The following is a 26,619-nucleotide window of genomic DNA, read 5'->3' on the forward strand; positions in this document are numbered from 1 at the left end:
AACAGTCGATCTGGGGCTCCAGAAGGGGCCTTATTACCCCGTGGATAACCTGTGGAAACCTCGTGGATAACCCCGCCTCAGCCGTGGATGACGGCACCAAGATCTGGGGACGGCCTGTGGGCGAAGTTTCGTCGTCCCCAGGCGCGCGAGTTCTCCCCAGGCGCCGCCCACACCCACGGTGGATAAAAACAAGGGCGCTGACCAGCAAGGACGCCGGTTGTCCCCAGTTTCCACAGCCCCTAATGTGATGACCTCTTATCTCTCTAACTAAGAAACTCAAAGACCCATAGAGGGGTTCTCCCGGAGCGCGAGGCCGGGAGGGTGGATCCTTGAGATCCTTCAATCAACGACGAACCCAGGAGGCTGATCACCGTGATGTTCCGAATCGAGCGAGACGTCCTCGCTGAGGCGGTGGCATGGACGGCACGCAGCCTCCCGGCGCGCCCGTCGGTGCCCGTTCTCGCCGGCATGCGCCTGGAGGTCACCGAGGAGCAGCGGCTGAAGCTGTCCGGCTTCGACTACGAGGTCTCGGCGGAGGTCACGCTCGAACTGCACACCGGCGAGCCGGGCGTCGTCCTGGTCTCCGGCAAGCTGCTCGCCGAGATCACCCGCGCCCTTCCCGCACAGCCTGTGGACTTCGTGGTGGACGGCGCCAAGGCGGTCGTCACCTGCGGCAGCGCCCGGTTCACACTCCTCACCATGCCTGTGGAGGACTACCCCACCCTCCCGTCGATGCCCCCGGCCGCCGGGCGGGTCGGCGCCGACGTGTTCGCCTCCGCCGTCAGCCAGGTCGCCGTCGCCGCCGGCCGCGACGACACGCTGCCGATGCTCACCGGCGTACGCATGGAGATCGAGGGCGACACGGTGACGCTCGCCGCGACCGACCGCTACCGCCTGGCCGTACGCGAGCTGAAGTGGCAGCCGGGACAGCCCGACTTCTCGGCCGTCGCGATGATCCCCGGCAAGACGCTCGCCGACACCGCCAAGGCGCTCGGCGCGACCGGCGCCGAGGTCGAGATCGCGCTCAGCTCCGCGGGCGGCACCGGCGAGGGCATGATCGGCTTCTCCAGCGCCGGCCGCCGCACCACGACCCGCCTGCTCGACCCCGAGTTCCCCAAGTACCGCTCGCTGCTGCCGACCGAGTTCTCCGCGCGCGCCGATCTGTCCACAGGCCCGTTCGTCGAGGCGGTCAAGCGCGTTGCCCTGGTCGCCGAGCGCAACACGCCGGTGCGCCTGGCGTTCAAGAGCGGCGAGGTCGTGCTGGAGGCGGGCAGCGGCGACGAGGCGCAGGCCGTCGAGGCGCTGCCTGTGGACTACGAGGGCGAGGAGATGAACATCGCCTTCAACCACCAGTTCCTGCTGGAGGGCCTCGGCGCCATCGACTCCGATGTGGCCAGGCTGCAGATGACCACGTCCACGAAGCCCGCTATCCTCACCGGGGGCAAGCCTGTGGAGGACGGCGGCGGCACTGACTACCGTTACTTGATCATGCCCATCCGGCTGTCAGGCTGAACCGGCCATCAGGGATGATGGAAGCCTGACAAGGGGGTAGACAACATGCAGATCGGCATGGTCGGACTGGGCAAGATGGGCGGCAACATGGCCGAGCGCCTGCGCCGCGGCGGTCATGAGGTCATCGGCTACGACCGCGACCCGGCCATCAGTGACGTCGGCAGCCTCAAAGAGCTGGTCGAGCGCCTGCAGGCGCCGCGAGCCGTCTGGGTGATGGTGCCGGCGGGCAGGCCCACGCAGTCGACCGTCGACGAGCTCGGCAAGCTGCTCGACGCGGGGGACCTCGTCATCGACGGCGGCAACAGCCACTACGCCGACGACCAGAAGCACGCGGGCGAGCTGGCGGCCAAGGGCATCGGCTTCGTCGACTGCGGCGTCAGCGGCGGCGTCTGGGGCCTGCAGAACGGCTACGCGCTCATGTGCGGCGGCGACAAGGCCCACATCGAGCGGCTCATGCCGATCTTTGACACGCTCAAGCCCGAGGGCGAGGACGGCTTCGTGCACGCCGGCGACGTCGGCGCGGGCCACTTCGCGAAGATGGTCCACAACGGCATCGAGTACGGCATGATGCAGGCGTTCGCCGAGGGCTGGGAGCTGCTCGAGGCGTCCGACGTCGTCAAGGACGTCAAGGGCTCCTTCCGGAGCTGGCGCACCGGCACCGTGATCCGTTCCTGGCTGCTCGACCTGCTGGTGCGGGCGCTTGAGGACGACGAGCACCTGGAGCAGCTGCGCGGTTATGCACAGGACTCCGGCGAGGGCAGGTGGACGGTGCAGGCGGCTGTGGACCACGCCGTCCCGCTGCCGGTCATCACCGCCGCCCTGTACGCCAGGTTCGCCTCCCGCCAGGACGACTCGCCGGCGATGAAGGTGGTCGCGGCGCTGCGCAACCAGTTCGGTGGCCACGCCATCACCTCGGCGGAGGGCAGCACCGGCAAGGGGGCCGACTCCCCCGGCGCCGACGTCACGCCGCCGCGCGAGACCGATCGCTAACGGTTTTCCACAGGCCGCATGCCGGTGACCCCGGCGGCCGTCGAGGCGCACTACCCTTCGTGGGGTGCATGTCGCCCACCTCTCGCTGACCGACTTCCGGTCCTACGCGTCCGTGGAGCTCGGCCTGGAGCCGGGCGTCACGGCGTTCGTCGGACCCAACGGCCAGGGCAAGACCAACCTGGTCGAGGCGCTCGGCTACGTCGCGACGCAATCCAGCCACCGGGTCGCGAGCGACGCGCCGCTGGTGCGCCAGGGCGCGACGCGGGCGATCGTGCGCTGCGCCATCCAGCGTGACGACCGGCGGGCGCTGGTCGAGCTGGAGATCAATCCCGGGCGGGCCAATCGCGCCAGGCTCAACCGTTCGCCCGTGTCCAGGGCCCGCGACGTCGTGGGCCTGCTGCGCACGGTGCTGTTCGCGCCTGAGGACCTGGCGCTGGCCAAGGGCGACCCGTCCGAGCGCCGCCGCTTCCTCGACGAGCTGCTGGTGGCCAGGACGCCGAGGTTCGCCGGCGTGCGCGCCGACTACGACCGGGTGCTGAAGCAGCGCGGCGCGCTGCTGCGCACCGCCGCGCAGGCCCGCAGGGGCTCGCGGAGCGCCAGGCGGCGGGAGAGCGAGGCCGCGTTCGCAGCGGCCGGCGCCGGCGACGTGCTGAGCACGCTGGAGGTGTGGGACGCCCACCTCGCCAGGCACGGCGCGGAGCTTTTGCGCGGGCGGCTCGAGCTGATCGAGGAGCTGCGGCCGCGGGTGGCGCACGCGTACGCGACGCTGGCCCCGTCGAGCGCACCCGCGACGCTCGCCTACCGCAGCACGTTGTCCACAGGTGGGGATGACGCGGGGGCGTCCGGCGAGGCGGAAGGCCCCGCTGAGCGGGGATCTTTCGATACACAGACGTTATCCACAGACTTGGGGAAAACCCTTGAAGAGCGCCTGCGCGAGCGGCTATTGGAGGTCCGCCAGGCCGAGCTCGAACGCGGGGTCACGCTCGTCGGTCCCCACCGCGACGACCTGATACTCGGGCTCGGCGATCTGCCCGCGCGCGGCTACGCCAGCCATGGAGAGTCGTGGTCGTTCGCGCTCGCGCTCCGGCTCGCGGCCTACGACCTGCTGCGGGCCGACGGCGGCGACCCCGTGCTGATCCTCGACGACGTGTTCGCCGAGCTCGACAGCCAGCGCAGGCGCCGCCTGGCCGAGTTCGTGGCCCCGGCCGAGCAGGTGCTCATCACCGCGGCGGTGCCCGACGACGTGCCCGCGGAGCTTTCTGGCGGCAGATTCGATGTCGCAGAGGGGAGTGTCACACGTGTCCGCTGACCAGCGGCCCCGCGAGAACAGCGAGCGCAGTGAGCGCGGCGAGAACGCCACCGCCAGGGGGGTGGCGCTGGCCAGGGAGAAGCTCGCCCAGGCCAAGGCCGACGCCGCCAAGCGCGGCCAGCTCCCCCGGCGCGAGCCCAGGCGCAAGGCGAAGGGCCCGCGCAGGGAGAGCGGCGACCCTCAGCTTTTCGGACGCGCGATCGCCGAGCTGCTCGCCGATCGCGGCTGGGAGCGCAACGCCGCGGTCGGCGGGGTTTTCGGCCGCTGGCCCGAGATCGTGGGCCCCGACCTGGCCGCGCACACCAAGCCCGAGTCGTTCGACGACGGCGAGGTGGTCATCGTGGCCGACTCCACGGCCTGGGCCACGCAGGTGCGGCTGCTCGCCCGCACGCTCGTACGCAGGCTCAACGAGGAGCTCGGCGACGGCACGGTCACGCGGGTCAAGGTCAAGGGCCCGCAGAACGCTCCGCGTCCTTCAGGTGGATTGCGGGTGACCGGAAGTCGAGGTCCGCGCGACACCTATGGGTGACCTCCAGGCGGGTGCAATCCGGCTGTCCGGGTTGGGCGCCCGGAGCGGCCAGAAAGCCGCAGACGCGATAAGCCCCCTTTCCGGAGGGGGGATGCTTGCCTGGGGGCAAAACGAGCTAGAGAGCACCACAGGCGCGTTCATTGCCACCTTGGCCCGCCGGAAGCGGTAGAATGAAAAAGGATTCCGGACACGTCCGCTTGCGTGTCACCCCGGCAGCAAGCCGACTCCCCTGGGTGACCGCGCATCGGGGCACTCACGACGGTGACGGGCACGGCAGGGGCAGCTTCACGAGTTGATCGCCTCCCCCGCCGCGTGTCCGCGGCAGGAGGATTTCGCAGTTGTCCTACGACGCTAGCTCAATCACCGTACTCGAGGGGCTTGAGGCGGTTCGCAAGCGCCCGGGTATGTATATCGGCTCCACCGGTGAGCGCGGCCTGCATCACCTCGTCTACGAGATCGTCGACAACGCGGTGGACGAGGCACTCGCCGGCTACGCCGACAGGATCGACATCACACTGCTTCCCGACAACGGCGTACGCGTGGTCGACAACGGCCGAGGCATCCCCACGGGCATCCACCCGGTCGAGGGGATCTCCGCGGTCGAGCTCGTGCTGACCACGCTGCACGCGGGCGGCAAGTTCGACAGCCAGTCCTACGCGGTCTCCGGCGGTCTGCACGGCGTCGGCTCCGCGGTCGTCAACGCGCTGTCCACGGCCATGGACGTCGAGGTCAAGCAGAACGGCCACTACTGGCGCCAGCGCTACGAGATGGCCAAGCCCCTGGCCCCGCTGGCCAAGGGCGAGGAGACCGACGAGACCGGCACGTCGATCACGTTCTGGCCCGACCCCGACGTCTTCGAGACCACGACCTGGAACTTCGAGACGCTTTCGCGCCGCTTCCAGGAGATGGCCTTCCTCAACAAGGGCCTCAAGATCACCTTCACCGACGAGCGGCCCGACCACATCAACGGCGAGCCCAAGCGGGTGGAGTACTACTACGAGGGCGGTCTGGCCGACTTCGTCAAGCACCTCAACTCCAAGAAGGAGCCGGCGCACGCGTCGATCATCTACTTCGAGGAGGAGGGCGACGGGATCGCGGTCGAGATCGCGATGCAGTGGAACAACTCCTTCACCGAGTCGGTCTACACGTTCGCCAACACCATCAACACCGCCGAGGGCGGCACCCACGAGGAGGGCTTCCGCGCGGCACTGACCTCCATCGTCAACCGCTACGCGCGCGAGCAGAAGTTCCTCAAGGAGGGCAAGGACGACAACCTCACCGGTGAGGACGTCCGCGAGGGCCTGACCGCGATCATCTCGGTCAAGCTGTCCGACCCGCAGTTCGAGGGGCAGACCAAGACCAAGCTCGGCAACACCGAGGCGAAGTCGTTCGTACAGAAGGCGTGCAACGACCACATCCGCGACTGGTTCGAGCGCAACCCCGGTGAGGCCAAAGACATCATCAACAAGTCGCTGCAGGCCTCGCGCGCCCGTATCGCCGCGCGCCAGGCGCGCGACCTGACCAGGCGCAAGTCGCTGCTGGAGCAGGGCAGCGGGCTGCCCGGCAAGCTGGCCGACTGCCAGTGGAACGACCCCGAAAAGTGCGAGCTGTTCATCGTCGAGGGCGACTCGGCCGGCGGCTCGGCCAAGGGCGGCCGCGACTCGCGCTACCAGGCGATCCTGCCCATCCGCGGCAAGATCCTCAACGTCGAGAAGGCGCGGATCGACAAGGTCCTGAAGAACAACGAGGTCCAGGCGCTGATCACGGCGCTGGGCACCGGCGTGCACGACGAGTTCGACATCAGCAAGCTGCGGTACCACAAGGTCATCCTCATGGCCGACGCCGACGTCGACGGCCAGCACATCAACACGCTGCTGCTGACGCTGCTCTTCCGCTTCATGCGGCCGCTGATCGAGGCCGGGCACGTCTACCTGTCCTGCCCGCCGCTCTACAAGATCAAGTGGGACCGCAAGGGCGAGGAGGCCTCCTACGCCTACTCCGACGCCGAGCGGGACGCGATCATCGCCGAGGGCATCGCCAACGGCAAGCCCGACCCCAGGCCGCGGGACAACGTCCAGCGCTTCAAGGGTCTGGGTGAGATGAACGCGGGCCAGCTCTGGGAGACCACGATGAACCCGGAGACCCGGCTGCTGCGTCTCGTCACGCTGGACGACGCGGCCCAGGCCGACGACCTGTTCAGCGTGCTGATGGGCGAGGACGTCGAAGCGCGGCGTGACTTCATCATCCGCAACGCCCGCGACGTGCGCTTCCTCGATGTTTAGTCAGAAGGACCTTTACCTGTGACGGACGTGAATACCACTCCCCCGGCCGATCGCATCGAGCCGGTGGACATCCAGTCCGAGATGCAGCGCAGCTACATGGACTACGCGATGTCTGTCATCGTGTCCAGGGCGCTGCCGGACGTACGCGACGGTCTCAAGCCGGTGCATCGCCGCGTGCTCTACGCGATGTACGACGGCGGCTACCGTCCCGACCGCGGCTACTTCAAGTGCGCCCGCGTCGTCGGCGACGTGATGGGTACCTACCACCCGCACGGCGACACCTCGATCTACGACGCGCTGGTACGCCTGGCGCAGCCGTGGTCGCTGCGCTACCCGCTGGTCGACGGGCAGGGCAACTTCGGCTCGCCGGGCAACGACCCGGCGGCGGCGATGCGCTACACCGAGTGCAAGCTCGCGCCCATCGCCATGGAGATGCTGCGGGACATCGACAAGGAGACCGTCGACTTCCGCCCCAACTACGACGGCAAGTCGCAGGAGCCCGACGTCCTGCCGTCCCGCTTCCCGCAGCTGCTGGTCAACGGCTCGGGCGGCATCGCCGTCGGCATGGCCACCAACATCCCGCCGCACAACCTGCGCGAGGTCGCCGCGGCGGTCAAGTGGGCGCTCGAGCACCCCGAGGCCACCGACGAAGAGCTGCTCGAAGCCGCGATCAAGCTGGTCAAGGGTCCCGACTTCCCGACCGGCGCGCTCATCGTGGGCCGGCGGGGCATCGAAGACGCCTACCGCACCGGCCGCGGCTCCATCACCATGCGGGCCGTGGTCGAGGTCGAGGAGGACAAGGGGCGGCAGGCGCTGGTCGTCACCGAGCTGCCGTACCAGGTCAACCCCGACAACCTGGCGCTGAAGATCGCCGAGCTGGTGCGCGAGGGCAAGCTGACCGGCATCGCCGACGTCCGCGACGAGAGCTCCTCGCGGGTCGGCCAGCGGCTGGTCATCGTGCTCAAGCGCGACGCGGTCGCCAAGGTCGTGCTCAACAACCTGTACAAGCACACCCAGCTCCAGGACACCTTCGGCGCCAACATGCTGGCGCTGGTCGACGGCGTGCCCCGTACGCTGCGCCTCGACCAGTTCATCCGCCACTACGTCGCCCACCAGATCGAGGTCATCGTCCGCCGGACGCGCTACCTGCTGCGCAAGGCCGAGGAGCGGGCCCACATCCTGCGTGCCCTGCTCAAGGCGCTCAACCGGCTCGACGACGTCATCGCCCTCATCCGGGCCTCCGAGTCCGCCTCCGCCGCCCAGCAGGGCCTGATGGAGCTGCTGGAGATCGACGAGGTCCAGGCGCAGGCCATCCTCGACATGCAGCTGCGCAAGCTGGCCGCCCTGGAGCGGCAGGCCATCCAGGACGAGTACGACGCCCTGATGGCGCAGATCGCCGAGTACAACGCGATCCTGGCCAGCGAGACCCGGCAGCGCGAGATCATCAACGAGGAGCTGGCCGAGCTGGTCGGCCGCTACGGCGACGACCGCAAGACCGAGATCATCGCCTACGACGGCGACATGTCGATCGAGGACCTCATCGCCGAGGAAGAGGTCGTCGTCACCATCACCCGGGGCGGCTACGCCAAGCGCACCCGTACCGACATGTACCGCGCGCAGAAGCGCGGCGGTAAGGGCGTGCGCGGCGCTCAGCTGCGCCAGGACGACATCGTCGACCACTTCTTCGTCACCACCACCCACCACTGGCTGCTCTTCTTCACCAACAAGGGCCGGGTGTACCGGGTGAAGGCGTACGAGCTGCCCGACGCCGGCCGCGACGCGCGCGGCATGCACCTGGCGAACCTGCTCGCCATGCAGCCCGACGAGACCGTCATGGAGGTCCTCGACCTGCGTGACTACAACGTCGCGCCGTACCTCGTCCTCGGCACCCGCAGCGGGCTGGTCAAGAAGACCCGCCTGTCCGAGTACGACTCCCCCAGGTCGGGCGGTCTGATCGCGATCAACCTGCGCGAGGACGACGAGGTCATCGGAGCCCTGCTCATCGACGAGACCGACGACCTGCTGCTCGTCTCCAAGGGCGCGCAGTCCATCCGGTTCACCGCCTCCGACGAGACGCTGCGTCCCATGGGACGCGCGACCAGCGGCGTCATCGGCATGAGGTTCCTCGAAGGCGACGAACTTCTCTCCATGAATCGGATCGCCGACGGTCAAGACGTGCTTATCGCCACCGAGGGCGGGTACGCAAAACGGACGCCAGTGGAGCAGTATCCGGTCCAAGGACGTGGCGGTCGAGGCGTGCTTACTGCGAAGATCGTTGCATCTCGTGGCAAGCTGGTCGGAGCCGTCATGGTCAACCCAGAGGACGAGGTCTTCGCGATCACGTCCGCAGGCGGCGTGATCCGGACGAGCGCCGGTGAGATCAAGCAGTCCGGCCGCCAGACCATGGGAGTGCGATTGATGAATCTCGCTGAAGGCGACAGCGTGGTGGCCCTCGCCCGCAACGCGGAGTCCAGGGAGACTTCGGTCGAGAATGAGGAAGACGGGGGAGGAGAGTAACCCATGAGCGCCCAGGGTGGCACCGCCAGGACCACGGCGGCTTCGGGTAACGGACAACAGCCGAAGAAGCCCACAGACAACGAGATCTCCCACAAGGCGGACGACGGTAAGGACACCTCGCCCGCGCAGGGCAGGCCCAGGCCGGGCCAGGAGCCCCAGCCGCACGCGGTGGGCTCCATGAGCCCCTCTGCGCCGCCTGCAGGCCCGCAGACGGAGAGCAACGACACCGTGCGCCTGCGCCCGTCGCTGGCCACGGAGGCCCCGCCGGCCCCTGACACGTCCAGCAGCAAGAAGAAGTCGTCCGCCTCCTCGGGCCGGCTTCCTCGTAAGGCCCACCTGGTCCTGCGCCGCATCGAGCCGTGGTCGGCCATGAAGTTCAGCTTCGTGGTCTCCCTGGTCTGCTTCGTGGTGCTCTTCGTGGCGGTCGCCGTGCTGTACGGCGTGCTGTCGGGCCTGGGTGTGTTCGACTCGATCGTCGACCTGGTCAACCAGCTCGGCAAGGGCGAGCAGGGCCAGAGCTCCATCCCGATCGACATCGCCTCCTGGTTCGAGCCCGTACGCATCCTCGGCTACACGGCCCTGATCGGGGCGGTCAACGTCGTCCTGATCACGGCACTGGCCACTCTGGGTGCGGTCATCTACAACATCGCCTCCGACCTGGTGGGCGGTGTCGAGGTGACCTTCAGCGAGGCCGAGTGATTCCGGCTGCTCGCGCCGTGCGGCCCGCCCGTACGGTGCGAGCAGCCCGCCGGACACGGTAAGCTTTACCTCGTCCCGAACGAACGGTTCGCCTCCGGGAGGCGGATGCGATAACGTTCGGGGTGCGAGCGGGGCTATAGCTCAGTCGGTTAGAGCGCTTCCCTGATAAGGAAGAGGTCCCTGGTTCAAGTCCAGGTAGCCCCACCCAGTTCGAAGGCCATTTCCAAGCATCGGAAGTGGCCTTTTCGGTTTTCTGCGTGACTGGCCGGGTGACCACGTTTCCCCGGGTCGAATCTGACGAGCATCACCTGTCGTCCGCCCACGTGCTTCCTTTGCGATCGGCGTTTCTCGATCTGGTGCGGTCCGGTGACGGGCGGCGGTTGCTGGAGATCGGCGTGGGCACCGGCCAGGACAGCCTGTACTTCAAGGAGAGCGGCCTGGACGTCGTCGCCGTGGACCTGTCCCCCGCCATGGTGGCGCGGTGCCGTGAGAAGGGCCTTGAGGCGTTTGTCATGGACTTCCTGCACCTCGACTTCGCGCCCGAGTCGTTCGACGCGGTGTACGCGATGAACTGCCTGCTGCACGTGCCCGACAGCGACCTGCCGGCGGTGCTGGAGGCCGTGCGCGGGCTGCTGCGGCCCGGCGGGGTGTTCTTCTTCGGGGTTTACGGCGGGGGCGTATTGCTGGGTGAGGGGCCCTACGACGGGGACGACCATGAGCCGCCCCGGTTCTTCTCGTTCCGGGGTGATGAGGAGCTGCAGGAGTTCGGGCGGCGGTTGTTCGAGGTTGTGGATTTTCACGTGGTGGGGGCGGGTAAGCAGCGATTCCAGTCGTTGACGCTGCGTCGGCCCGCCCGCGTGGGCGCTTAGGGCGGCCGGAGACGCCGCCCCGGGTGCAGGCCCTTGCGGTGGTGGGAGCGTGCGGGTTTTCGGGGCGGTCGTACGTGGGCGGTGGTGCGGAGGCGGTTGTGCTCCGTGCGGGGGGTTGCGCGGCCCCTGGGGGCGGTTGTGCTCCGTGCGGGGTGGTCGCGCGGCACCCCAGGTTAGCTAGCCGTAGCGGCCGGAGGTGGTGGGGGTGAGGGCGGTGGCCAGGGCGTCGGCCAAGGGCTCCAGGTCCTCCACGTCCAGCGTTGAGACCGTGAGGCGTAGGGCGGGCGGGGTGGCGATGCGGTTGCGGGCGCCGGGGGCGCAGGCCCAGCCGCGCCCCAGCAGCCGGGTGATGGCGCTGGACTCGTCCGCCACCGGGATCCACACGTTCAGGCCGGTGCGGCCGTGGGCGCGGATGCCGCGCCGGGCGAGCGCGGTGACCAGGCCGTCGCGCCGTCGCCCGTACGAGGCCGCCACCGCCGCCGGGTCCACCGCCCCCGTGCGCCAGAGGTGGGCGACCGTACGCTGCAGCAGGTGGCTCACCCAGCCGGCGGCCAGGCGCTGCCGTCCACGTAGCCGGGCCAGCGTGACGGGGTCGCCGGTGACCAGGGCGAGGCGCAGGTCGGGGCCGAACGCCTTCGCGGTCGACCGGAGGAGCACCCACCGCGACGTGGCCCCGGCCAGCGGGTGCAGCGGCACGTCCACGAAGCCCGAGCCGTGGTCGTCCTCGATCAGCAGCACCTCAGGGGACGCCCCCAGCACCGCGCGCAGCTCCGCCGCCCGTTCGGCCGTCACGGCGGCGCCCGTCGGGTTCTGTGCTCGCGCGGTGACCACCACCGCGCGTACGCCCGCACGCAACGCCCGCCGCAGCTCGTCGGGCAGCGGCCCGTCGTCGTCCACCCGCACCGGCACCGGCCGCAGCCCGAGCACGGCGACGAGGTCGAGCAGCGCCGTCCAGCCCGGGTCTTCGACGGCGATGGCGTCGCCGGGCCGGAGCTGACCGGCGAGCACGCGTTCGACGGCATCGAGGGTGCCCGAGGTGACGGCCAGCGGTCCCGGCGGCACCCCGTCGGCGCGCAGCCGCTCAGCGGCCAGCGCCATGAGCTCGTCGTCGTCGCCGGTGCCGTACATGGCGGGCCGCTCCTCGTGCGCCCGCGCGGCGGCGGCAAGAGCGTCGTGCAGCGACGGCAGCAGGCGGGCGTCGGGGTTGCCCTGGGACAGGTCGCGCACCCCCGGCGGCACCTCGACGCGGATCTCCTCCCTGAACGTGCTCGCCGGCCGCGCCCTGACCCGGGTGCCGCGCCGACCGGCGGTCTCGATGATGCCGCGCTCGCGCAGCAGGCGGTAAGCGGCCGCCGCCGTGCCGGGGCTGACACCCGCCATGGCCGCCACCTCGCGCACCGGGGGGAGCGTGGCCCCAGGCGGCAGCCGCCCTTCGGACACGGCGACCTCGACCCCGGCCGCTATCTCGCTGGCCGTCGAACCGGCGATCAGATATGTTTCTGGCACAATGCTCATTATGTACTAGTACAAAGAGGTTCGCATGCTGATCCACCCTTGGGACGCGGCCAGGACCGACGACGAGTGGCGCACGTGGCTGCGTACGCGCGATTTCGGGCAGATCGCCGCCAACGGTGTGGACGGCGCGCCCCCGGTGGTGGTGCCGACCCACTTCCTGTACGACGGGCACGATCAGGTGCTGCTCCACCTGGCCCGCCCCAACCCGATCTGGCCCGCCCTTGAGGCCAACCCGGTGGCGGTCGTCAGCGTCTACGACGACTACGCCTACATCCCCACAGGCTGGCGGTCGGACTCCCCCGAGACGGGCGTGCCCACCAGCTATTACGCCTCCGTGCAGCTCATCTGCGAGGCCGAGATCGTGGACGACAAGGAGGGCAAGGCCGACATCCTGCGCCGCCAGCTCGCCCACCACCAGCCCGACGGCGACCACGGGGAGGTGGCGGCCGACTCCGGGCCGTACCACAGGCAGCTCTCCGGCCTGCGTGGCCTGCGGCTGCGGGTGACCGACGTACGGGCCAAGTTCAAGTACGACGATCACAAGCCGGCCGAACTGCGTGATCGGGTGGCCGCCGGCCTGGCCGCCCGTGACCTTCCTGGGGACGCCGCCGTCCTCGCTCAGCAACATCGTCGCCGCACCTCCTGACGGGCATCATGGCCGTCCGCGACCGTCAGGAAGCCGGTGACTCACAAGCTGTGGATAACCAATGACTCTTGTGGATAACCCGTTTTCGCACCCCCGTGCGAGAGCCTCATCCACAGCCCGTCGCGCCCGCGTTCGCCGCCCTTGCCCGCACCCTCGTTCGGCGCCGTCCCCGCCGCCGGTCCCGCAGCCCCGCGCTCACCAGCGGTTATCCACATTTCCCCAGGTCAGGTGTGTGTTCTAGGTCACCGGTACGGCCTCGACCGGACGCCCCAGAGTGCCCAGGACCGGCCATACCACACTGAAAAAGTCGCCGGTACATAACGTTCCAAATCACCCCTTGTGCCCAGGGCGTCCGGGCGGGTTCCGCCGCCGTCCACCGCACCCCTCACCCTGTGGATGAACGTCGCTCCTGTCGCCCCCCTCAAGCCAATGGACGGCGGGCCGAGACCGAGTCCCCGCAGATCGTTCCCGGCCCGCCATCCACACCCCACCGCCCCCAGCTCAGCTCAGTGCCTCCAGCGCCGGCGTCGTGCGCGATGGTGCTCACCGCGCCATACGCTCCCAGCGCCATACGCTCTCCGCGCCATACGCTCTCTGCGGCCGCCACAGCTCGGCATCCGGTGGCCGGCATCCACAGGCAGCCGCTCCTCTGTGTGACGTTCACAGGCGGCCGTCCCCTACGCGACGTTTCACAGGCGGCCGTCCTTCACCGGAGTCACACCCGACCGTCCCTACGTGTCCACGGCCGGTCGTCCGCCCCCGTGTGCAACGGCCGGTCGTTCCTGCCCCGGCGTCCACGGCCGGTCGTCCTCGTCTCGATGTGCAACGGCCGGTCGCCCCGGCGTCCACGGCAGGCCGTGCCTACCCGGTGTCCACAGGCGGCCCTGTCCACCTGGTGTCCGCCCCTTGCCGTAGTCGGTGAACAGGCCGGTCAGCCGGGCGCTGGGGGTGGCGCCTCGCGACTGTGGGTGCGAAGTCCGAGCTCGCCCGCGCTGTCTGCGCGGGGTCCGACTTTGTGTGATGTGTACTGGCCGTCTCCCCCCCCGGATATCCACAGCCGGCTGTCCCCCGTACAGCGTTCGCAATCGGCTGTGCCCTACCCGGCGTGCACAGGCCGCCGCTTCACGGGCGGCGTCCACAGCCCGGCACGCCGGGTCGTGCTCACGTCACCAGTTCCAGTACGACTTGGCCTCCGAGTTCCACGTCTTCGGGTAGAACTGGTGGATCTTGAACGCCATCCCCTTGCCGCGGGCGATGTACTGATCCCGGTCGAGCTTCCGCTTGATCGGCTTACCGGGGCTGCCGTTGTTGTCCCACCAGGACTCCCACTGCTTGATGCAGGTCTGCTTGCCCAGGTAGCGGTTCGAGCAGGAGGCCGGCGGATACCAGATCTGGGTGTGCCCGAAGTCCACGACCTTGCCCGAGGACTGCTCGGTGATCGTGCCCCACGCCTTCAGGCAGTAGCCGGTGGATGGAATGGTCCACTTGACGTAGTGCTGCGGCCCCGACGTGGCGAAGGTCTTCAGGTTCTTGCAGTTGACGTCGCCGATCTGCTCCTTGGTGACGCGGAGCTTGTAGTACGTTCCATTGTCCCGCCACCCGTCGAGCATCAGCCAGTCGCCCGAACGGACGAACTTCTCCGCGTACGACGGCGGCCACTTCTTCGGGTCGCCCCAGCTGATCTCGGACGTCGTCGACGACAGCGGCTTCCACGCCCACTGCCCGCCGACCTGCCCGCCCGACCAGTGCTGGCCTGCCCGGCGCTTGCCGAACATCGAGTACTGTCCGTAGTTCTCGGCCGCCTGTGCGGGCACCGTGATCCCAGCGAGCCCCGTGGCCGCCGCCGCCCCCACGACGGCGACGGCCCGTGCGCATCTCCTCATGTTCCTCACCGCCAGCACGTTAGCGATGACGGCGCGTGCCGTAGCACAGATCAAAAAACCTCGAACCATGGCAAAGCGGTCGTCTGTTCGGGGCGAGGTGACCTCCGGCTGGGGCTGAAGTAGACGCGAAGACCGGCCGCCGCCTGGACGACAGCCGCGCGTACGTCTTCACCGCCGGGCCCGCCGCGAGCCCGGCGATGCGCGCCCGCACCCCAAGTGAGCTAGCGGACCGGCTTCAGCACGCCGTCGAGGCGTACGACGCCCTCGCCGTACTTGTCGTCGAGCCGCCGCTGCAGCTCCTCGTCGGCCACCAGGACGCCGGCGACGACCTGCTCCTTCACGATGTCCACCGAGGCCGAGACGAAGTCCGAGCCGAGCTCGCCGCTCAGGGAATCCTGGATCTCGCGCAGCTCGGCCTCGCTGCGCCGGGCCTGGCTGACGCAGAGCGCGCCGCCCCAGGTCTGCCTGATCCACGCCTCCCGGCCGGCCAGGTCGCCGGTGATCTTCACGTTCAGCACCAGCTTGGTGGGGTCGTTGGCGTACTTCTGCGCCATGTCGGGATCGCTCTCGTCGTAGCCGGGGATCGCGTCGAGGTAGCTCTGGTCCAGCCACACCCCGCCCACGCCGTCCGCCTCGTTCAGCCGCTGCTGGGTCGTCTCCAGCGCGGCCTGCGTGGCCTTGGCGGGATCGACCGGCCGCCAGCCGCCCTCGGGAGCCGGGCACGGGGAGCCGAAGCGCGGCTCCTCCTTCTGCCCCGAGGTCGCCGGTCCCGGCGGTTCGGTGAGCGTGAGCTTGGCGCCGTCCCAGGTGCCGACCACGCGGTACTGGCCCCACGTGGTGCCGCCGTGGCTCTCGTGCCGCACCTTGGACCAGTCCCAGCCGACGACGTCGGGCCCGCCGCACTGGGGCGGCAACGATTCGGCCACCGTGCTGCACAGTTGCGGCCCGTGCTCGGGGCTTTCCAGGACGGTGACGGAGTCGGCCGCGTACGTGACGGGCTCGGCGGTCGTCGTGTCACCCCCGCCGCAGGCGGTCAGCGCGAGCAGGGCGGGGAGGGCGAGTAAGGGAAGGCTCCGCATGACCTCCATCACGTACGCGGACCGGAAAAGGTTCCGCCTCACGTGCCGTGGAAGCCCTCGGCGCGGCACCAGCCGAGGACGTGCTCCCCCAGCGCCCGCCCGGCGCCCTTGCCCTGGTGCGCGGGATCGACGATGAAGGACGCGGTGGCCACGTGCGCTCCCCGGCCCGGCCGGTTGGGGCCCATCTTGGCCGAGCCGACGATCGTGCCGGCGTCGTCGGCCGCGACGACGGTCTTGCCCGGAGGCGGCTCCATCCACCAGGAGCGGGCCTCTTCGAGGGTCTGCCGCTCCGGGCAGGGGTACGTGCGCCCCGCCGCCATGATCTCGGCATAGAAGGGATAGATGTGCGGCCAGTCCTCGGTCGCGGCATCTCTGATGATCAGCGTACGATTCCACCCCCGCGGTACGCCGTCGAGATCGGCGACACAAGATAAGCCGCGAGCTACCGGGTCACGCACCTGCTTTATCGCGCTGGTCGTAGACGGCGAGCACGACGGGGGCAAGATCGCGGAAGCGCCAGGACAGCCGCCGCCTCCCGCCGAGAGGAGGGCCCCTCGTGGGGGCCCTCCGGCGGGCCGGTCAGGACAGCAGGGACTCGCCGATCCAGCCGCCCTCCGCGCACCCCGGCGGGATCGCGAAGACCGCCGACCCGATCGTGGTGATCCACTCGTTGAGCAGGTCGCCTTCGGCCAGCATCCGCTGGATCGGGACGAACTGCCGGTCGATGTCCGCCTGGTACGACGCGAACAGCAGCCCGGCGTCCGGTTCGCCCTCCGGGCTCAGCCCGTCGTCGTAGTTGTACGGCCGCCGCAGCAGCCGCAGCGCCGGGTCGGCCACGTGAGCGCGCCTGATGTGGGCGTACTCGGAGATGACCGGGAACCCGAGCCGGTTCTTCGCGGCGAAGTCGGGCTCGTCGCGCTCGGCGACGCCGGTGAGCGGGGCGCCGTTGTCGAGCCTGCGGCCGATGGTGAACTCCCTGGCCGTGCGGTCGACGGCGTCCCACGTCTCCAGCGCCATGCGGATCCTGCGCAGCACCAGCGTGGTGCCGCCGGCCAGCGGGCCCTGCCCGATCCAGACGGCTCTGTCGAGGTCGGTGGCGTTGCCGGTGCCCTCGATCTGGCCCATCAGGTTGCGCCGGGTGGCGGAGCGGAAGCCGCGCTGCGTCCACCGTACGCGGGCGAACGACCGCGCGTCCTTGACGATCATCCGTACGGCGTGCGCGACCGTCACGTTGTCGTCCGCGCACACCTGCACGAGCAGGTCTCCCCCGCTCCACCGCTTGTCCAGCCGATCGGTGGCGAAGCGCGGCAGCGGCTGCACCGGAGAGTCCGCCCCGGCCGCGTCGAACAGCCCGGGCCCGAACCCGAACGTGCAGGTCAGGCGGGCCGGGTTCGCGGCCAGCTCGGGCTCGGTGTCGGCGAGCGCCGGCCGCCCCTGGGTGAGGCGGGCGGCGTCGTCGGTGAGCAGCTTGAGCAGCCGTACGAGGGCCTCCTTGCGGGTGCCAGGACGCAGGTCGAAGCCGATGAACACGGCGTGCGCCTGCGGCTCCGTGGCCACCCCCGCCTGGTGGAGGCCGTAGAAGGGCTCGGTGCGCGAGCCCGTCGCGACCTCGCGCACCAGCGAGCCGACGTCGAGAGTACGGGCGGAGGTGTCGCTCGCACAGCCCGCGAGGGCGCCGGCCGCGGTGACGGCGCCCCCGGTGAGCAGCCCGCGCCGGGTGATCACTTGTGCCCCGGCTGGTAGTCCTCCTCGCCGCCGGCGAAGTCCTTGCCGACGGCGGTGAACTCCAGCGGCTCGCCGCCCTGCACCTGCAGCGTGAACGGGATCTGCGCCCCGGGCAGCACCTCCTCGGTGACGTCCATCAGCATGATGTGGTCGCCGCCCGGCTCCAGCTTGTGCGTGCCGTGCGCGGGCACCACGAAGCCGCCCTCCTTGGGCCGCATGACCATCTTGCCGCCGCTCTCCACCACCTCGTGCAGTTCGATCTCCGAGGAGAGCGGCGAGCTGCCGGACACGATGGTGATCGGCTGGTCGGTGTTGTTGACCAGCGTGCCGAACGCGGCGGTCATCCCCTTCTCGGCGGTCTTGACCCAGGGGTCGGTGATGCTCAGCCCGCCGGTCGCCGCCACTGCGGAGTCGGACGGGGACGGGCTCGGTGCGGCGGCGGGCTCCGCCGAGGAGCCGCAGGCGGCCAGCGCCGTCGCGGCGGCCGCGAGCACGAGGGCATGACGGAAGAACATGGCAGTGCCTTTCTCCGCCCGGCATGCCGAAATAGACCCTGCCGGGCGGTGGGTCGTCTGAATGGAGAGGGGAACGTCGTGCCCGACCACGTAGGTCAGGCGGCGACGGCCCGCGGCGGACCCCTCCGGCTGACGACGTGCCGCAGGACGGCCGAGCGCAGGATGGGCGGCTCGGTCGTGCACAGCGGCGTGGAGAAAGGCGTGACCAGCAGCGGCAGCCACAGCACCAGCAGCCGTACGGCCAGGCGGCGCAGCAGCGCCCACAGCGCGGCCTCGCCGCGCGCCAGCCACAACGCGGTCAGCGCGACCGCCCAGCCGTGGGTGATGAGCATGCCGAGGTTCGGCACCAGGCCCGAGTGCAGGTGCGCGGCCATGAGCTGCGGGGCGGCCGGTCCGTCCGGTGCGAGCACCGCGTGAGAGAGCGAGAACATCAGATGCAGCAGCACCTGCAGGCCGGCGAGCAGCGGCAGGATCACGGTCAGTGAACGCTCGCGGCCCGCCAGCGGGTACGCCGCCGCGAACGACAGCCCGAACGCCCACACCCCGGCCGCGGGCGGCACCGATGCGCCGCCGAGCATGTGCGCCGCGACGCCCAGCCCCAGACACACCGCGGCGAACACCGCAGTGCGGGCAAGACGGAACGGCAGCGCCATGTCCCTAGCATTCCACGCGACCCTGGCGGTCCGGATGCCGATCCTCGGTTGTGTGTGGGGTGGGGCTGTCCCGCCGTCGTGGGTGGGGGTTCTTTTGGGTGGGGTGTGTTGGCGGTCCGGGTGTCGATCCTTGGTTGTGTGTGGGGTGGGGCTGTTCCGCCGTCGTGGGTGGGGGCCTTTGGGTGGCCCCAGGGGGCGATTGTGATTCACGTGAAACCAGCCGCCGCGGCCTGCTCGTGCGTTTTGGGGGTTTTGGGAACGGGTGCGGGGGCGTGGGGTGTCGCCGCATAATCGGGAGCGATGCCGAAATTTCAGGAGCTGTCGGAGTTCGCTGAGGCGATCGCCCCGGTCATCAACGCCGCCCACGTCAACGTGCACGCCTCCGCCGTCAGAGCCGTGGCCGGCCTCACCGCGGCATCGGGCTTCACTCCAGGGCTCCTGTCCGACCTGCGGTTCAGCCTTCCGCTGCGCCCGCTGACCCGCAGCGGGCTGGCCGTGCTGTTCCGGTACACCGACCCGGAGCCCGACATCCGGGAGCATCTCCGCCAGGGCACGCTGGCCGAGGACGGCGACGGCGTACTGCGCGTGACGGACACCGGCAGGTCCTTCATCCACCGCCTGTACGAGCTGCACGAGGCCGCCGTCGAACGCGTCTGGGCGGGCGGCGACCTCACCGAGGCCGCCGAGCTGGTGGGCCGCGTGCTGGACACCGCCGACCGGCTGCCCGGCGGGGCGTTCGAGCTGGTGTCACCGCCGTACGAGCCGGAGGGGTCCTCGCCGGGGCTGCTGCTGTTCAACCGGCTGGCCGTGCTGCGTTACCACCGCGCCGACGCGCACGCCGCGGCCTGGCAGGCGGCGGGGCTGTCGGCGGCCGAGATCGTACGCCTGGAGGACGGGCCGCTGCGCGCGGAGATCGAGGCGGACACGAACCGCCGGGCGGGACAGGCGTACCGGACGCTGCCGGAGCGCGAGCGCCACACCCTGTACGAGACCCTGCTGAAGCTCATCTGAAAGCCTTCCGCGAAGCCCTCCGGAAACGTGCACAAATAACACCTAAAGGGCTATAGAGAAAAGTTCCTCTCAAGGCAGGACAAATACCCCGCCTAAAGATCCCGCCTCCCCACCCGCCATGCCGCCGACCTGGGGTCCCATCCGCGTTCCAAAGGAAACTTCGGAGTTCCCAAACTGCCACCTCCCGGTAACCGATGGGTAGGCGCACTATGGTCGTACTTCAACAGGAGGCACCGTGGAACAGGAACTGCCCGGCGGCCCGCGGTTGATCGTTGGGGTCGACGAGTCCCCGGCCGCGCGTTGGGCTCTGGCCTGGGCCATCGGGGCGGCCAGGCTGCACCGGATGGCTCTGGTGGCCGTGCATGTCAGCCGCGCGCCCGTCCATCCTTTTCCTGAGGCGCTGCCCGTGCAGCATGCGGTGCGTCAGGGCGAGGAGGCGCGCTGCTCCGAAGTGATCACATCCGTGTTCGAGGACGTGGCGGGCGGCGTACCCGACGATCTGACGATCGCGACGGTGGGACGGGTGGGCGACCCCGGCTACCACCTTGTCGACCTGGCCCGCGAGGGCGATCTGCTGGTGCTCGGGCGAGGGCGGCGCGGCCTGCTCAGCCGCATCTTCCTCCCCTCGACCAGCATGTACTGCGCCCGGCACGCGAGGACGACAGTGGTGATCGTGCAGCAACCCGCGCCGCCCGACGACTCGGAGATGTCAGGAGAGCGCCACCGCCGCTTCTGGACCCGCCGACATCCGTGACCTGAGCAGCCGCAGGCCCGCGGCCACGGCGTCGGTGGGGATCGCGCCGTAGCCGAGCACCAGGCCGTGCTGCGCCGGTTCCTCCCCGCAGTACGACTCAAGCCGCTCGACCGCGAGCCCGTCCCCCGGCCGTACGCGCACGCCCGGAGCCAGGCGGGCGCACAGGTGCAGCCCCGCCGAGGACGGCACCGGCAGCAGCCGCTCGTCGGCGTCCAGCGTCTCGGCGATCATGGCGTGCCTGGCGGCGTACTCGCGGGTGGCCTTCCTGATGTGCCGCGAGAGCAGCCCCTCGTCGATGAAGCGGGCCAGCGCGGCCTGCGTGGGCAGCGCGCCGTGCCAGTCCGTGAGCTGCCTGGCCGGGCGCAGCGCCGGCGCGAGCGAGGCGGGCGCGACCAGGAAGCCGACCCTGAGCATGGGCAGCAGGGTCTTGGAGAACGAGCCCACATAGATGACCCGGCCGGCCCGGTCGAGGCTCTGGAGGGGTTCGAGCGGGCGGTCGCCGAAGCGGAACTCGCTGTCGTAGTCGTCCTCGATGATCACCGCGCGGCGGCGTTCGGCCCAGGCCAGCAGGGCGGCGCGGCGGGCCAGCGACATGGGGGTGCCGAGCGGGAACTGGTGCGACGGCGTGACGTAGACGATGCGGGCCTGGCGTGGCAGCGCGGTGACGTCGATACCCTCGCCGTCCACGGGCACGCCGGCCACCTTGGCGCCGAGCGTGCGGAACAGCAGCCGGGCCGGCGGGTAGCCGGGCTCCTCGACGGCCACGACCGTGCCGGGCTCGATCAGCACGCGGCCGATGAGGTCGAGCGCCTGCTGTGCGCCGTTCGTGACGATCACGTCGTCGGGGCCGGCGTGCACGGAGCGGCTGAGCCCGATGTGCCGGGAGATGGCCGCGCGCAGCGGCTCGTGGCCCGCCGGGTCGGCGTAACCGGCGGCGCTCGCCCGCAGCTCGCGGGCCACCAGGCGGCGCCAGGTCTCCATGGGGAACAGGCGGGCGTCGGGGACGCCGACGCGGAAGTCGTAGCGGGCGGGCGGCATGCCGCTCGGGGTGAGGCGCAGGTCCCGCCAGACCGGGCGCGGCCGTACGACGCCCTTGGGCGCGGCCCGCCCCCTGACCGGCTCGGCCGACACGAACGTGCCCGCGCCCGCCCTGCCCACCAGGAACCCGTCCGCGACCAGCCGGTCGTAGGCGAGGGCGACGGTGTTCCTGGAGATCTCCAGCCGCCTGGCCAGCTCCCTGGTCGGAGGGAGGCGTTCGCCGGATCTGAGCCGGCCGTCGAGTATGGCGTCGAGAAGCTGCCGGTACACCTGTGCGGCCAGGTCACGGCGGCCTTCGAGGGTGATGTGCACGTCCATGATTGGCCCAATCAAATCGCCGGAAATCGGAGCTTATCTCGGGACAAGCCAGGCTCCAAGATGGTGGCGTCGGCACGCGAGGCAGGGGGCGTACACCTCATGAGATATCGGCGGATCCTGGCACAGGCGCAGCTTGCGAACTCCATCGGCGACGGTGTCTTCCTCGTCACCTCCGCCTTCTACTTCTCCACCGTCGTCGGGCTCACGCCCACCGAGATCGGCATCGGCCTGACCCTCGGCTGGGGCGTCGGTTCGGTGGCCGGCGTGCCGCTCGGGCACCTCGCCGACCGGCGCGGGCCGCGCGGCGTCGCCGTGCTGCTCGCGCTCGCGACCGCCATCGCGGTCGGGTCGTTCCTGCTGGTACGGACGTTCCCGCTGTTCGTGTTGGCCGCCTGCCTGTACGGCACCGCGCAGACTGGACTGTCGGCCGCCCGCCAGGCGCTGCTCGCCGCCCTGGCGCCGCCCGAGGAGCGGACCGTCGTACGGGCCGTGCTGCAGGCCACGCTCAACGGCGGCCTGGCGCTCGGCGCCGCCATCGGCGGTCTCGCGCTGCACGCGGGCACCCGGGAGGCGTATCTGGCGGTGTTCGGGCTGGACGCGGCGACCTTCCTCATCGCCGCCGTCCTGCTGCTCCGCCTGTCCCCCGTACGTCCGCAGCCCGCTCCTGCCGGGCCCCGCCTGGCCGTGCTCAGGGACCGGCCGTACGCGCTGGTCACGCTGATCTACGCGGTGATGCTCTTCTACATGCCGCTGCTCAGCGTGGTCGTGCCGCTGTGGATCGCCGCCCGTACCGACGCGCCCACCTGGGTCGTCTCGGTGCTGCTGCTGATCAACACCGGCGGCGTGCTGCTCTGCCAGGTGCGGGTGGCCCGCCGGGTCAAGGGGGTGCACGACGCCGCGGCGGCGGTACGGCGGGCGGGGCTGATCATGTTCGCCGCCTGCGCGGTGTTCGCGCTGAGCCCGTCATGGTGGGCGTTCCTGCTGGTCGCCGCGGTTTTGCAGGTGATCGCCGAGCTGTGGCTGGCGGCCGGCTGCTTCGAGATCGGCTTCGGGCTCGCCCCCGACGACCGGCAGGGCCAGTACCAGGCGTTCTTCGGCAGCGGCGTGGCCGTGGCCAGGATGCTCGGGCCCGCCGTGCTCACCACGGTCGTGCTCGGCGGCGGCACGCTCGGCTGGCTGCTGACCGGCGCCGCGTTCGTGGCGGCCGGCGCCTCGATGGCGCCGGCCGCCAGATGGTCGCTGTCACGAGAAGCGGCGCAGCCGCAGGCTGTTGCTGACCACGAAGACGCTGGAGAACGCCATCGCGGCACCCGCGATCATGGGGTTGAGCAGCCCCAGAGCGGCCAGCGGCAGGGCTGCCACGTTGTAGGCGAAGGCCCAGAACAGGTTGCCCTTGATCGTTGCTAGCGTGCGCCGGGCCAGCCGGATGGCGTCGGGCGCCACCCGCAGGTCGCCGCGTACGAGCGTCAGGTCACCGGCCTCGATCGCGGCGTCCGTGCCCGTGCCCATGGCCAGGCCCAGGTCCGCCTGGGCCAGCGCGGCGGCGTCGTTGACGCCGTCGCCCGCCATGGCCACCACCTTGCCCTCGGACTGCAGCCGCTTGACCACGTCGACCTTGCCGGCGGGCAGCACACCGGCGATCACCTCGTCGATGCCCACCTCGGCGGCGACCGTACGCGCCACGGCCTCGTTGTCGCCGGTCAGCAGCACCGGGGTCAGTCCCAGCGCCTTGAGCTCGGCGATGGCCTCCTTGCTCGTCGGCTTGATCACGTCGGCCACCACGAGCACCGCGCGGGCCTTGCCGTCCCAGCCGACCGCCACGGCGGTGCGGCCCTTGGCCTGCTCCTCCTCCATGGCGCGGACGAGGTTGTCCGGCAGGTGCTGCGACCACTCCTCCAGGAGCCGCGGCCGGCCCACGAGCACCGCGTGCCCGTCCACGACGCCCTGGACGCCCAGGCCCTCGATGTTCGTGAAGTCCTCGGCGGTGGCCTTCGAGCCGGCCTCGCGGGCGATCGCCCGCGCGATCGGGTGCTCGGAGGCGTGCTCCAGCGCTCCCGCCAGCCGCAGCACCTCGTCGCGGGACTCGCCCTCGGCCAGGTGGACCTCGGTCAGCGTCATCTTGCCCTCGGTGACCGTGCCCGTCTTGTCCAGGACGATCGTGTCGATCCTGCGCGTCGACTCCAGCACCTCGGGGCCCTTGATGAGGATGCCCATCTGGGCGCCCCGGCCCGTACCGACCAGAAGAGCCGTCGGCGTGGCGAGGCCCAGCGCGCACGGGCAGGCGATGATCAGCACCGCGACCGCCGCCGTGAACGCCGCGCTCGCGCCCGCACCGCTGCCCAGCCAGTAGCCGAGCGTGCCGATCGCCAGCGCGATCACCACCGGGACGAAGACGCCCGAGATGCGGTCGGCCAGCCGCTGCACCTGCGCCTTGCCGGTCTGTGCCTCCTCCACCAGCTTCGCCATCTGCGCGAGCTGCGTGTCCGCGCCCACCCGGGTGGCCCTCACCAGCAGCCGGCCGCCCGCGTTGACCGTCGCACCGGTCACCGGGTCGCCCGGCCGCACCTCGACCGGCACCGACTCGCCCGTCAGCATCGAGGCGTCCACGGCCGAGGTGCCCTCCTCGACCACGCCGTCGGTGGCGATCTTCTCGCCCGGCCGGACCACGAACCTGTCGCCGGCCTTGAGCTGCTCGACCGGCACGCGGCGCCCGTCGGCCAGCTCGACGTCCTTGGCGCCCAGCTCCATCAGCGCCCGCAGCGCGGCGCCCGCCCGCCGCTTCGAGCGGGACTCGAAGTAGCGGCCCGCCAGGATGAACGCGGTCACCGCCGCCGCCGTCTCCAGGTAGATCGTGCCCGAGCCGTCGGTGCGCCCGATCGTGAACTCGAACGGGTGCGTCATGCCCGGCACGCCCGCCGTACCGAAGAACAGCGCCCACACCGACCAGCCGAACGCCGCCAGCGTGCCCAGCGAGACCAGCGTGTCCATCGTGGCCGTGCCGTGCCGCAGGTTCGTCCACGCGGCCTTGTGGAACGGCCAGCCCGCGTACGTCACCACCGGCGCGGCCAGCGTCAGCGACAGCCACTGCCAGTACTCGAACTGCAGCGCAGGCACCATCGCCATCGCCACCACCGGGACCGACAGCACGATCGCGGTGATCAGCCGGTCGCGGAGCGGGTCGCGTTCCTTCTTCTGCTCCTGTTGTCCGTCAGGGGCTGGAGTGGGCGGGGGTGGCAGCTCGGCCGTGTAACCCGCCTTCTCCACCTCGGCGATCAGCACCTGCGGGTCGACATCCACGGGGAAGGTGACCTTCGCCTTCTCCGTCGCGTAGTTGACCGTCGCGGTCACGCCGTCCAGCTTGTTGAGCTTGCGCTCGATCCGGTTGGCGCAGGACGCGCACGTCATGCCGCCGATCATCAGTTCGACGGACTTGCCTTCGGTGAGGGAAGACGTCATCGTCACCTCTCCTTCCTCGTGTCCGTCAGTGGGTGTGGCCGTCGCCGCCGTGTCCGGCGGGCGCGCCGCCGGCCGTCGCCGTGAAGCTCGCCGTACGGACCTCGCCCTTGTGCTTGAAGTCCAGGAACAGACGGTAGTCGCCCCGGCTCGGTGCTTCGGCGTAGAACGTGATCTCGGGGCCCGCCGTGTCGCTCTCCTCCGGGTGGACGTGCAGGTAGGCCAGGTCGCCCGCGCGCAGCGCCACGAGGTGGCCGTACGCGCCCAGGTAGGGCTCCAGGTCCTCGACCGGCTTGCCGTCCTTGCTGACCGTGAGGGTGAGCTTGGTCGAGGTGTTCGGAGCCAGGTCGCCGTCCAGGCTGACCGTGTAGCCGTCCACCTTCGCCGTGCGGCTCGCCTCCGGCAGCGGGTCGGGGTCGTAGTCGCCCGCGGCCGTCAGATCGGCGCCCAGCGTCAGCTTCTCGCCGCCCTTGGGGATGAAGTCCGCGAACGCCTTGTACGGGCCGGGCTTCGGCGCCTTCAGGCGTACCGACCAGGTGCCGTCGGGGGAGAGCTCGGGGTGGAGGTGCTGGAAGCTCGTCAGGTCGCGGGAGACGACGATGAAGTGCAGCTTCTTGTCGTGCTCCACCTCGTAGTCGGTCACGGGGGTGCCGTCGGGGCCGATGACCTTGAAGGTGAAGTCGGTGGCCTTCTTCGTCGAGATCGAGTCGATGAGGTCGAGGGTGTAGCCGTCCTGCGACACCTGGAGCCCCCCGGGGGTATGGCCGGTCTGCTGCTCGTGGCCCTTCGCGGGGGTGTTCTCGTGGGCCGCCGAGGTTGCCTCGGCCGATACCCCTTGGCGCTCGCCGGTCGTATGCCCGTGGCTCTTGGGGGCCTGCTGGGCCTGTTGGCCGGGCTCTTGGCTGCTCGGGGCCTTTTCGCTGCTCGCGGCCGCTGTGGAGGAGGGGGCCATCAGCTTGCCCACGCCCAGGGCGCCGCCGAAGACGACGGCGAGGCCCAGGACGTAGGAGCCGAGCTTGACGGCGGCGTTCATGGGCGATCCACCAGCTCGTAGCCGGCTTCCTTCACCGCGGAGGCGATCAGGTCGCGCGCCACCGGCTCGTCACTGCTGACCGTCAACAGGCCAGTGGCGAGATCCACCTCGACGCCGGTCACACCGGGAACCTCGCTGACCTCCTCTTTGACGGAGCTCACGCAGTGGCCGCAGGTCATGCCGTTGACGGTGTAGGTGGCGGTGCTCATGGCGGGCTCTCCCTCTGCTTCTGTCCTTTTATGGTGCGAGTCTAACACCGTACCCCCCTAGGGTATGCCCGAGGTATGGG

The 26,619-nt window shown here is 70.3% G+C and carries 22 protein-coding genes, 1 tRNA gene and 1 pseudogene; 13 read left to right on the forward strand and 11 right to left on the reverse strand.

Features of this window, described 5'->3' with window-relative positions; translation table 11 throughout:
- Positions 1–372: 372 nt before the first annotated feature.
- The 9 genes from dnaN to AB0K67_RS25110 all read left to right on the forward strand — a co-directional run bounded on the left by dnaN (position 373) and on the right by AB0K67_RS25110 (position 10,707).
- Positions 373–1,512, forward strand: coding sequence for a DNA polymerase III subunit beta (gene dnaN / locus AB0K67_RS25070; protein WP_364064621.1), 1,140 nt, complete (start codon positions 373–375; stop codon positions 1,510–1,512).
- Positions 1,513–1,557: 45 nt separating this feature from the next.
- Entirely contained in the window at positions 1,558–2,502 is a 945-nt protein-coding gene (gene gnd, locus AB0K67_RS25075) for a phosphogluconate dehydrogenase (NAD(+)-dependent, decarboxylating) (RefSeq protein ID WP_364064624.1), read from the forward strand.
- A gap of 64 nt (positions 2,503–2,566) precedes the next feature.
- The gene (gene recF, locus AB0K67_RS25080; protein WP_364064626.1) at positions 2,567–3,811 is read left to right on the forward strand and encodes a DNA replication/repair protein RecF; all 1,245 of its coding nucleotides are present in this window, start codon (positions 2,567–2,569) and stop codon (positions 3,809–3,811) included.
- On the forward strand, positions 3,801–4,340 hold the full coding sequence (locus AB0K67_RS25085; RefSeq protein WP_364064628.1) for a DciA family protein: 540 nt from the start codon (positions 3,801–3,803) through the stop codon (positions 4,338–4,340). The genes recF and AB0K67_RS25085 overlap by 11 nt, the downstream gene beginning before the upstream one ends.
- A gap of 338 nt (positions 4,341–4,678) precedes the next feature.
- Complete coding sequence (gyrB, locus tag AB0K67_RS25090) at positions 4,679–6,622, forward strand: DNA topoisomerase (ATP-hydrolyzing) subunit B (RefSeq protein ID WP_364064631.1); 1,944 nt, start codon at positions 4,679–4,681, stop codon at positions 6,620–6,622.
- Between the two features lie 18 nt (positions 6,623–6,640).
- Positions 6,641–9,139, forward strand: a complete 2,499-nt coding sequence (gyrA, locus tag AB0K67_RS25095) for a DNA gyrase subunit A (protein ID WP_364064633.1) — start codon at positions 6,641–6,643, stop codon at positions 9,137–9,139.
- Between the two features lie 3 nt (positions 9,140–9,142).
- Complete coding sequence (locus AB0K67_RS25100) at positions 9,143–9,838, forward strand: DUF3566 domain-containing protein (protein WP_364064635.1); 696 nt, start codon at positions 9,143–9,145, stop codon at positions 9,836–9,838.
- Between the two features lie 130 nt (positions 9,839–9,968).
- Positions 9,969–10,042, forward strand: a tRNA-Ile gene (locus AB0K67_RS25105).
- A gap of 65 nt (positions 10,043–10,107) precedes the next feature.
- Positions 10,108–10,707 (forward strand): class I SAM-dependent methyltransferase, encoded by a 600-nt coding sequence (locus AB0K67_RS25110; protein ID WP_364064638.1) that lies wholly within the window; start codon positions 10,108–10,110, stop codon positions 10,705–10,707.
- 177 nt (positions 10,708–10,884) lie between these two features.
- On the opposite strand, the gene AB0K67_RS25115 is transcribed toward AB0K67_RS25110, so the two are convergent.
- Positions 10,885–12,213 (reverse strand): aminotransferase class I/II-fold pyridoxal phosphate-dependent enzyme, encoded by a 1,329-nt coding sequence (locus AB0K67_RS25115; RefSeq protein WP_364064641.1) that lies wholly within the window; start codon positions 12,211–12,213, stop codon positions 10,885–10,887.
- A gap of 34 nt (positions 12,214–12,247) precedes the next feature.
- Here AB0K67_RS25115 and AB0K67_RS25120 point away from each other — a divergent pair, with 34 nt between their 5' ends.
- On the forward strand, positions 12,248–12,868 hold the full coding sequence (locus AB0K67_RS25120) for an FMN-binding negative transcriptional regulator (protein WP_364064643.1): 621 nt from the start codon (positions 12,248–12,250) through the stop codon (positions 12,866–12,868).
- Positions 12,869–14,034: 1,166 nt separating this feature from the next.
- Here AB0K67_RS25120 and AB0K67_RS25125 read toward each other — a convergent pair.
- From AB0K67_RS25125 to AB0K67_RS25150, 6 genes are all read right to left on the reverse strand, one after another.
- Positions 14,035–14,751 (reverse strand): hypothetical protein, encoded by a 717-nt coding sequence (locus tag AB0K67_RS25125; RefSeq protein ID WP_364064646.1) that lies wholly within the window; start codon positions 14,749–14,751, stop codon positions 14,035–14,037.
- 221 nt (positions 14,752–14,972) lie between these two features.
- Positions 14,973–15,830, reverse strand: coding sequence for a hypothetical protein (locus tag AB0K67_RS25130; RefSeq protein WP_364064649.1), 858 nt, complete (start codon positions 15,828–15,830; stop codon positions 14,973–14,975).
- A gap of 38 nt (positions 15,831–15,868) precedes the next feature.
- Positions 15,869–16,150: a GNAT family N-acetyltransferase gene (locus tag AB0K67_RS25135; RefSeq protein ID WP_364064651.1), complete on the reverse strand. Its 282-nt coding sequence runs from the start codon at positions 16,148–16,150 to the stop codon at positions 15,869–15,871.
- Between the two features lie 259 nt (positions 16,151–16,409).
- The gene (locus tag AB0K67_RS25140) at positions 16,410–17,555 is read right to left on the reverse strand and encodes a Dyp-type peroxidase (protein ID WP_364064653.1); all 1,146 of its coding nucleotides are present in this window, start codon (positions 17,553–17,555) and stop codon (positions 16,410–16,412) included.
- Positions 17,552–18,070 carry a copper chaperone PCu(A)C gene (locus tag AB0K67_RS25145; protein WP_364064655.1) on the reverse strand — a complete coding sequence of 173 codons (519 nt, stop codon included), beginning with the start codon at positions 18,068–18,070 and terminating at the stop codon, positions 17,552–17,554. Before AB0K67_RS25145 ends, AB0K67_RS25140 begins: the two co-directional genes overlap by 4 nt.
- 95 nt (positions 18,071–18,165) lie before the next feature.
- A complete protein-coding gene (locus AB0K67_RS25150) occupies positions 18,166–18,723 on the reverse strand; it encodes an MFS transporter (protein WP_364064658.1) in 558 nt (185 codons plus the stop codon).
- Between the two features lie 300 nt (positions 18,724–19,023).
- On the opposite strand from AB0K67_RS25150, the gene AB0K67_RS25155 reads away from it, so the two are divergent.
- Positions 19,024–19,734, forward strand: a complete 711-nt coding sequence (locus AB0K67_RS25155; protein WP_364064661.1) for a hypothetical protein — start codon at positions 19,024–19,026, stop codon at positions 19,732–19,734.
- Positions 19,735–19,969: 235 nt separating this feature from the next.
- Entirely contained in the window at positions 19,970–20,488 is a 519-nt protein-coding gene (locus AB0K67_RS25160) for a universal stress protein (protein WP_364064664.1), read from the forward strand.
- Here AB0K67_RS25160 and AB0K67_RS25165 read toward each other — a convergent pair.
- Positions 20,444–21,844, reverse strand: a complete 1,401-nt coding sequence (locus AB0K67_RS25165) for a PLP-dependent aminotransferase family protein (protein ID WP_364064667.1) — start codon at positions 21,842–21,844, stop codon at positions 20,444–20,446. The two genes, AB0K67_RS25160 and AB0K67_RS25165, sit on opposite strands and share 45 nt — an antisense overlap.
- A 99-nt stretch (positions 21,845–21,943) precedes the next feature.
- Here AB0K67_RS25165 and AB0K67_RS25170 point away from each other — a divergent pair.
- Positions 21,944–22,675, forward strand: a pseudogene (locus tag AB0K67_RS25170) (MFS transporter); the annotation flags it as partial.
- Positions 22,676–23,086: 411 nt separating this feature from the next.
- Here the strand turns inward: AB0K67_RS25170 and AB0K67_RS25175 are convergent.
- From AB0K67_RS25175 to AB0K67_RS25185, 3 genes are read right to left on the reverse strand one after another with little or no spacing between them, the layout of a single operon-like run.
- The gene (locus AB0K67_RS25175; protein ID WP_364064670.1) at positions 23,087–25,300 is read right to left on the reverse strand and encodes a heavy metal translocating P-type ATPase; all 2,214 of its coding nucleotides are present in this window, start codon (positions 25,298–25,300) and stop codon (positions 23,087–23,089) included.
- 25 nt (positions 25,301–25,325) lie between these two features.
- Positions 25,326–26,330, reverse strand: a complete 1,005-nt coding sequence (locus AB0K67_RS25180; protein ID WP_364064673.1) for a hypothetical protein — start codon at positions 26,328–26,330, stop codon at positions 25,326–25,328.
- Entirely contained in the window at positions 26,327–26,539 is a 213-nt protein-coding gene (locus AB0K67_RS25185; protein ID WP_364064676.1) for a cation transporter, read from the reverse strand. Before AB0K67_RS25185 ends, AB0K67_RS25180 begins: the two co-directional genes overlap by 4 nt.
- Positions 26,540–26,619: the final 80 nt, after the last annotated feature.

It is taken from the genome of Nonomuraea sp. NPDC052634 (genome assembly GCF_040678535.1).
Lineage (GTDB): Bacteria > Actinomycetota > Actinomycetes > Streptosporangiales > Streptosporangiaceae > Nonomuraea > Nonomuraea fastidiosa.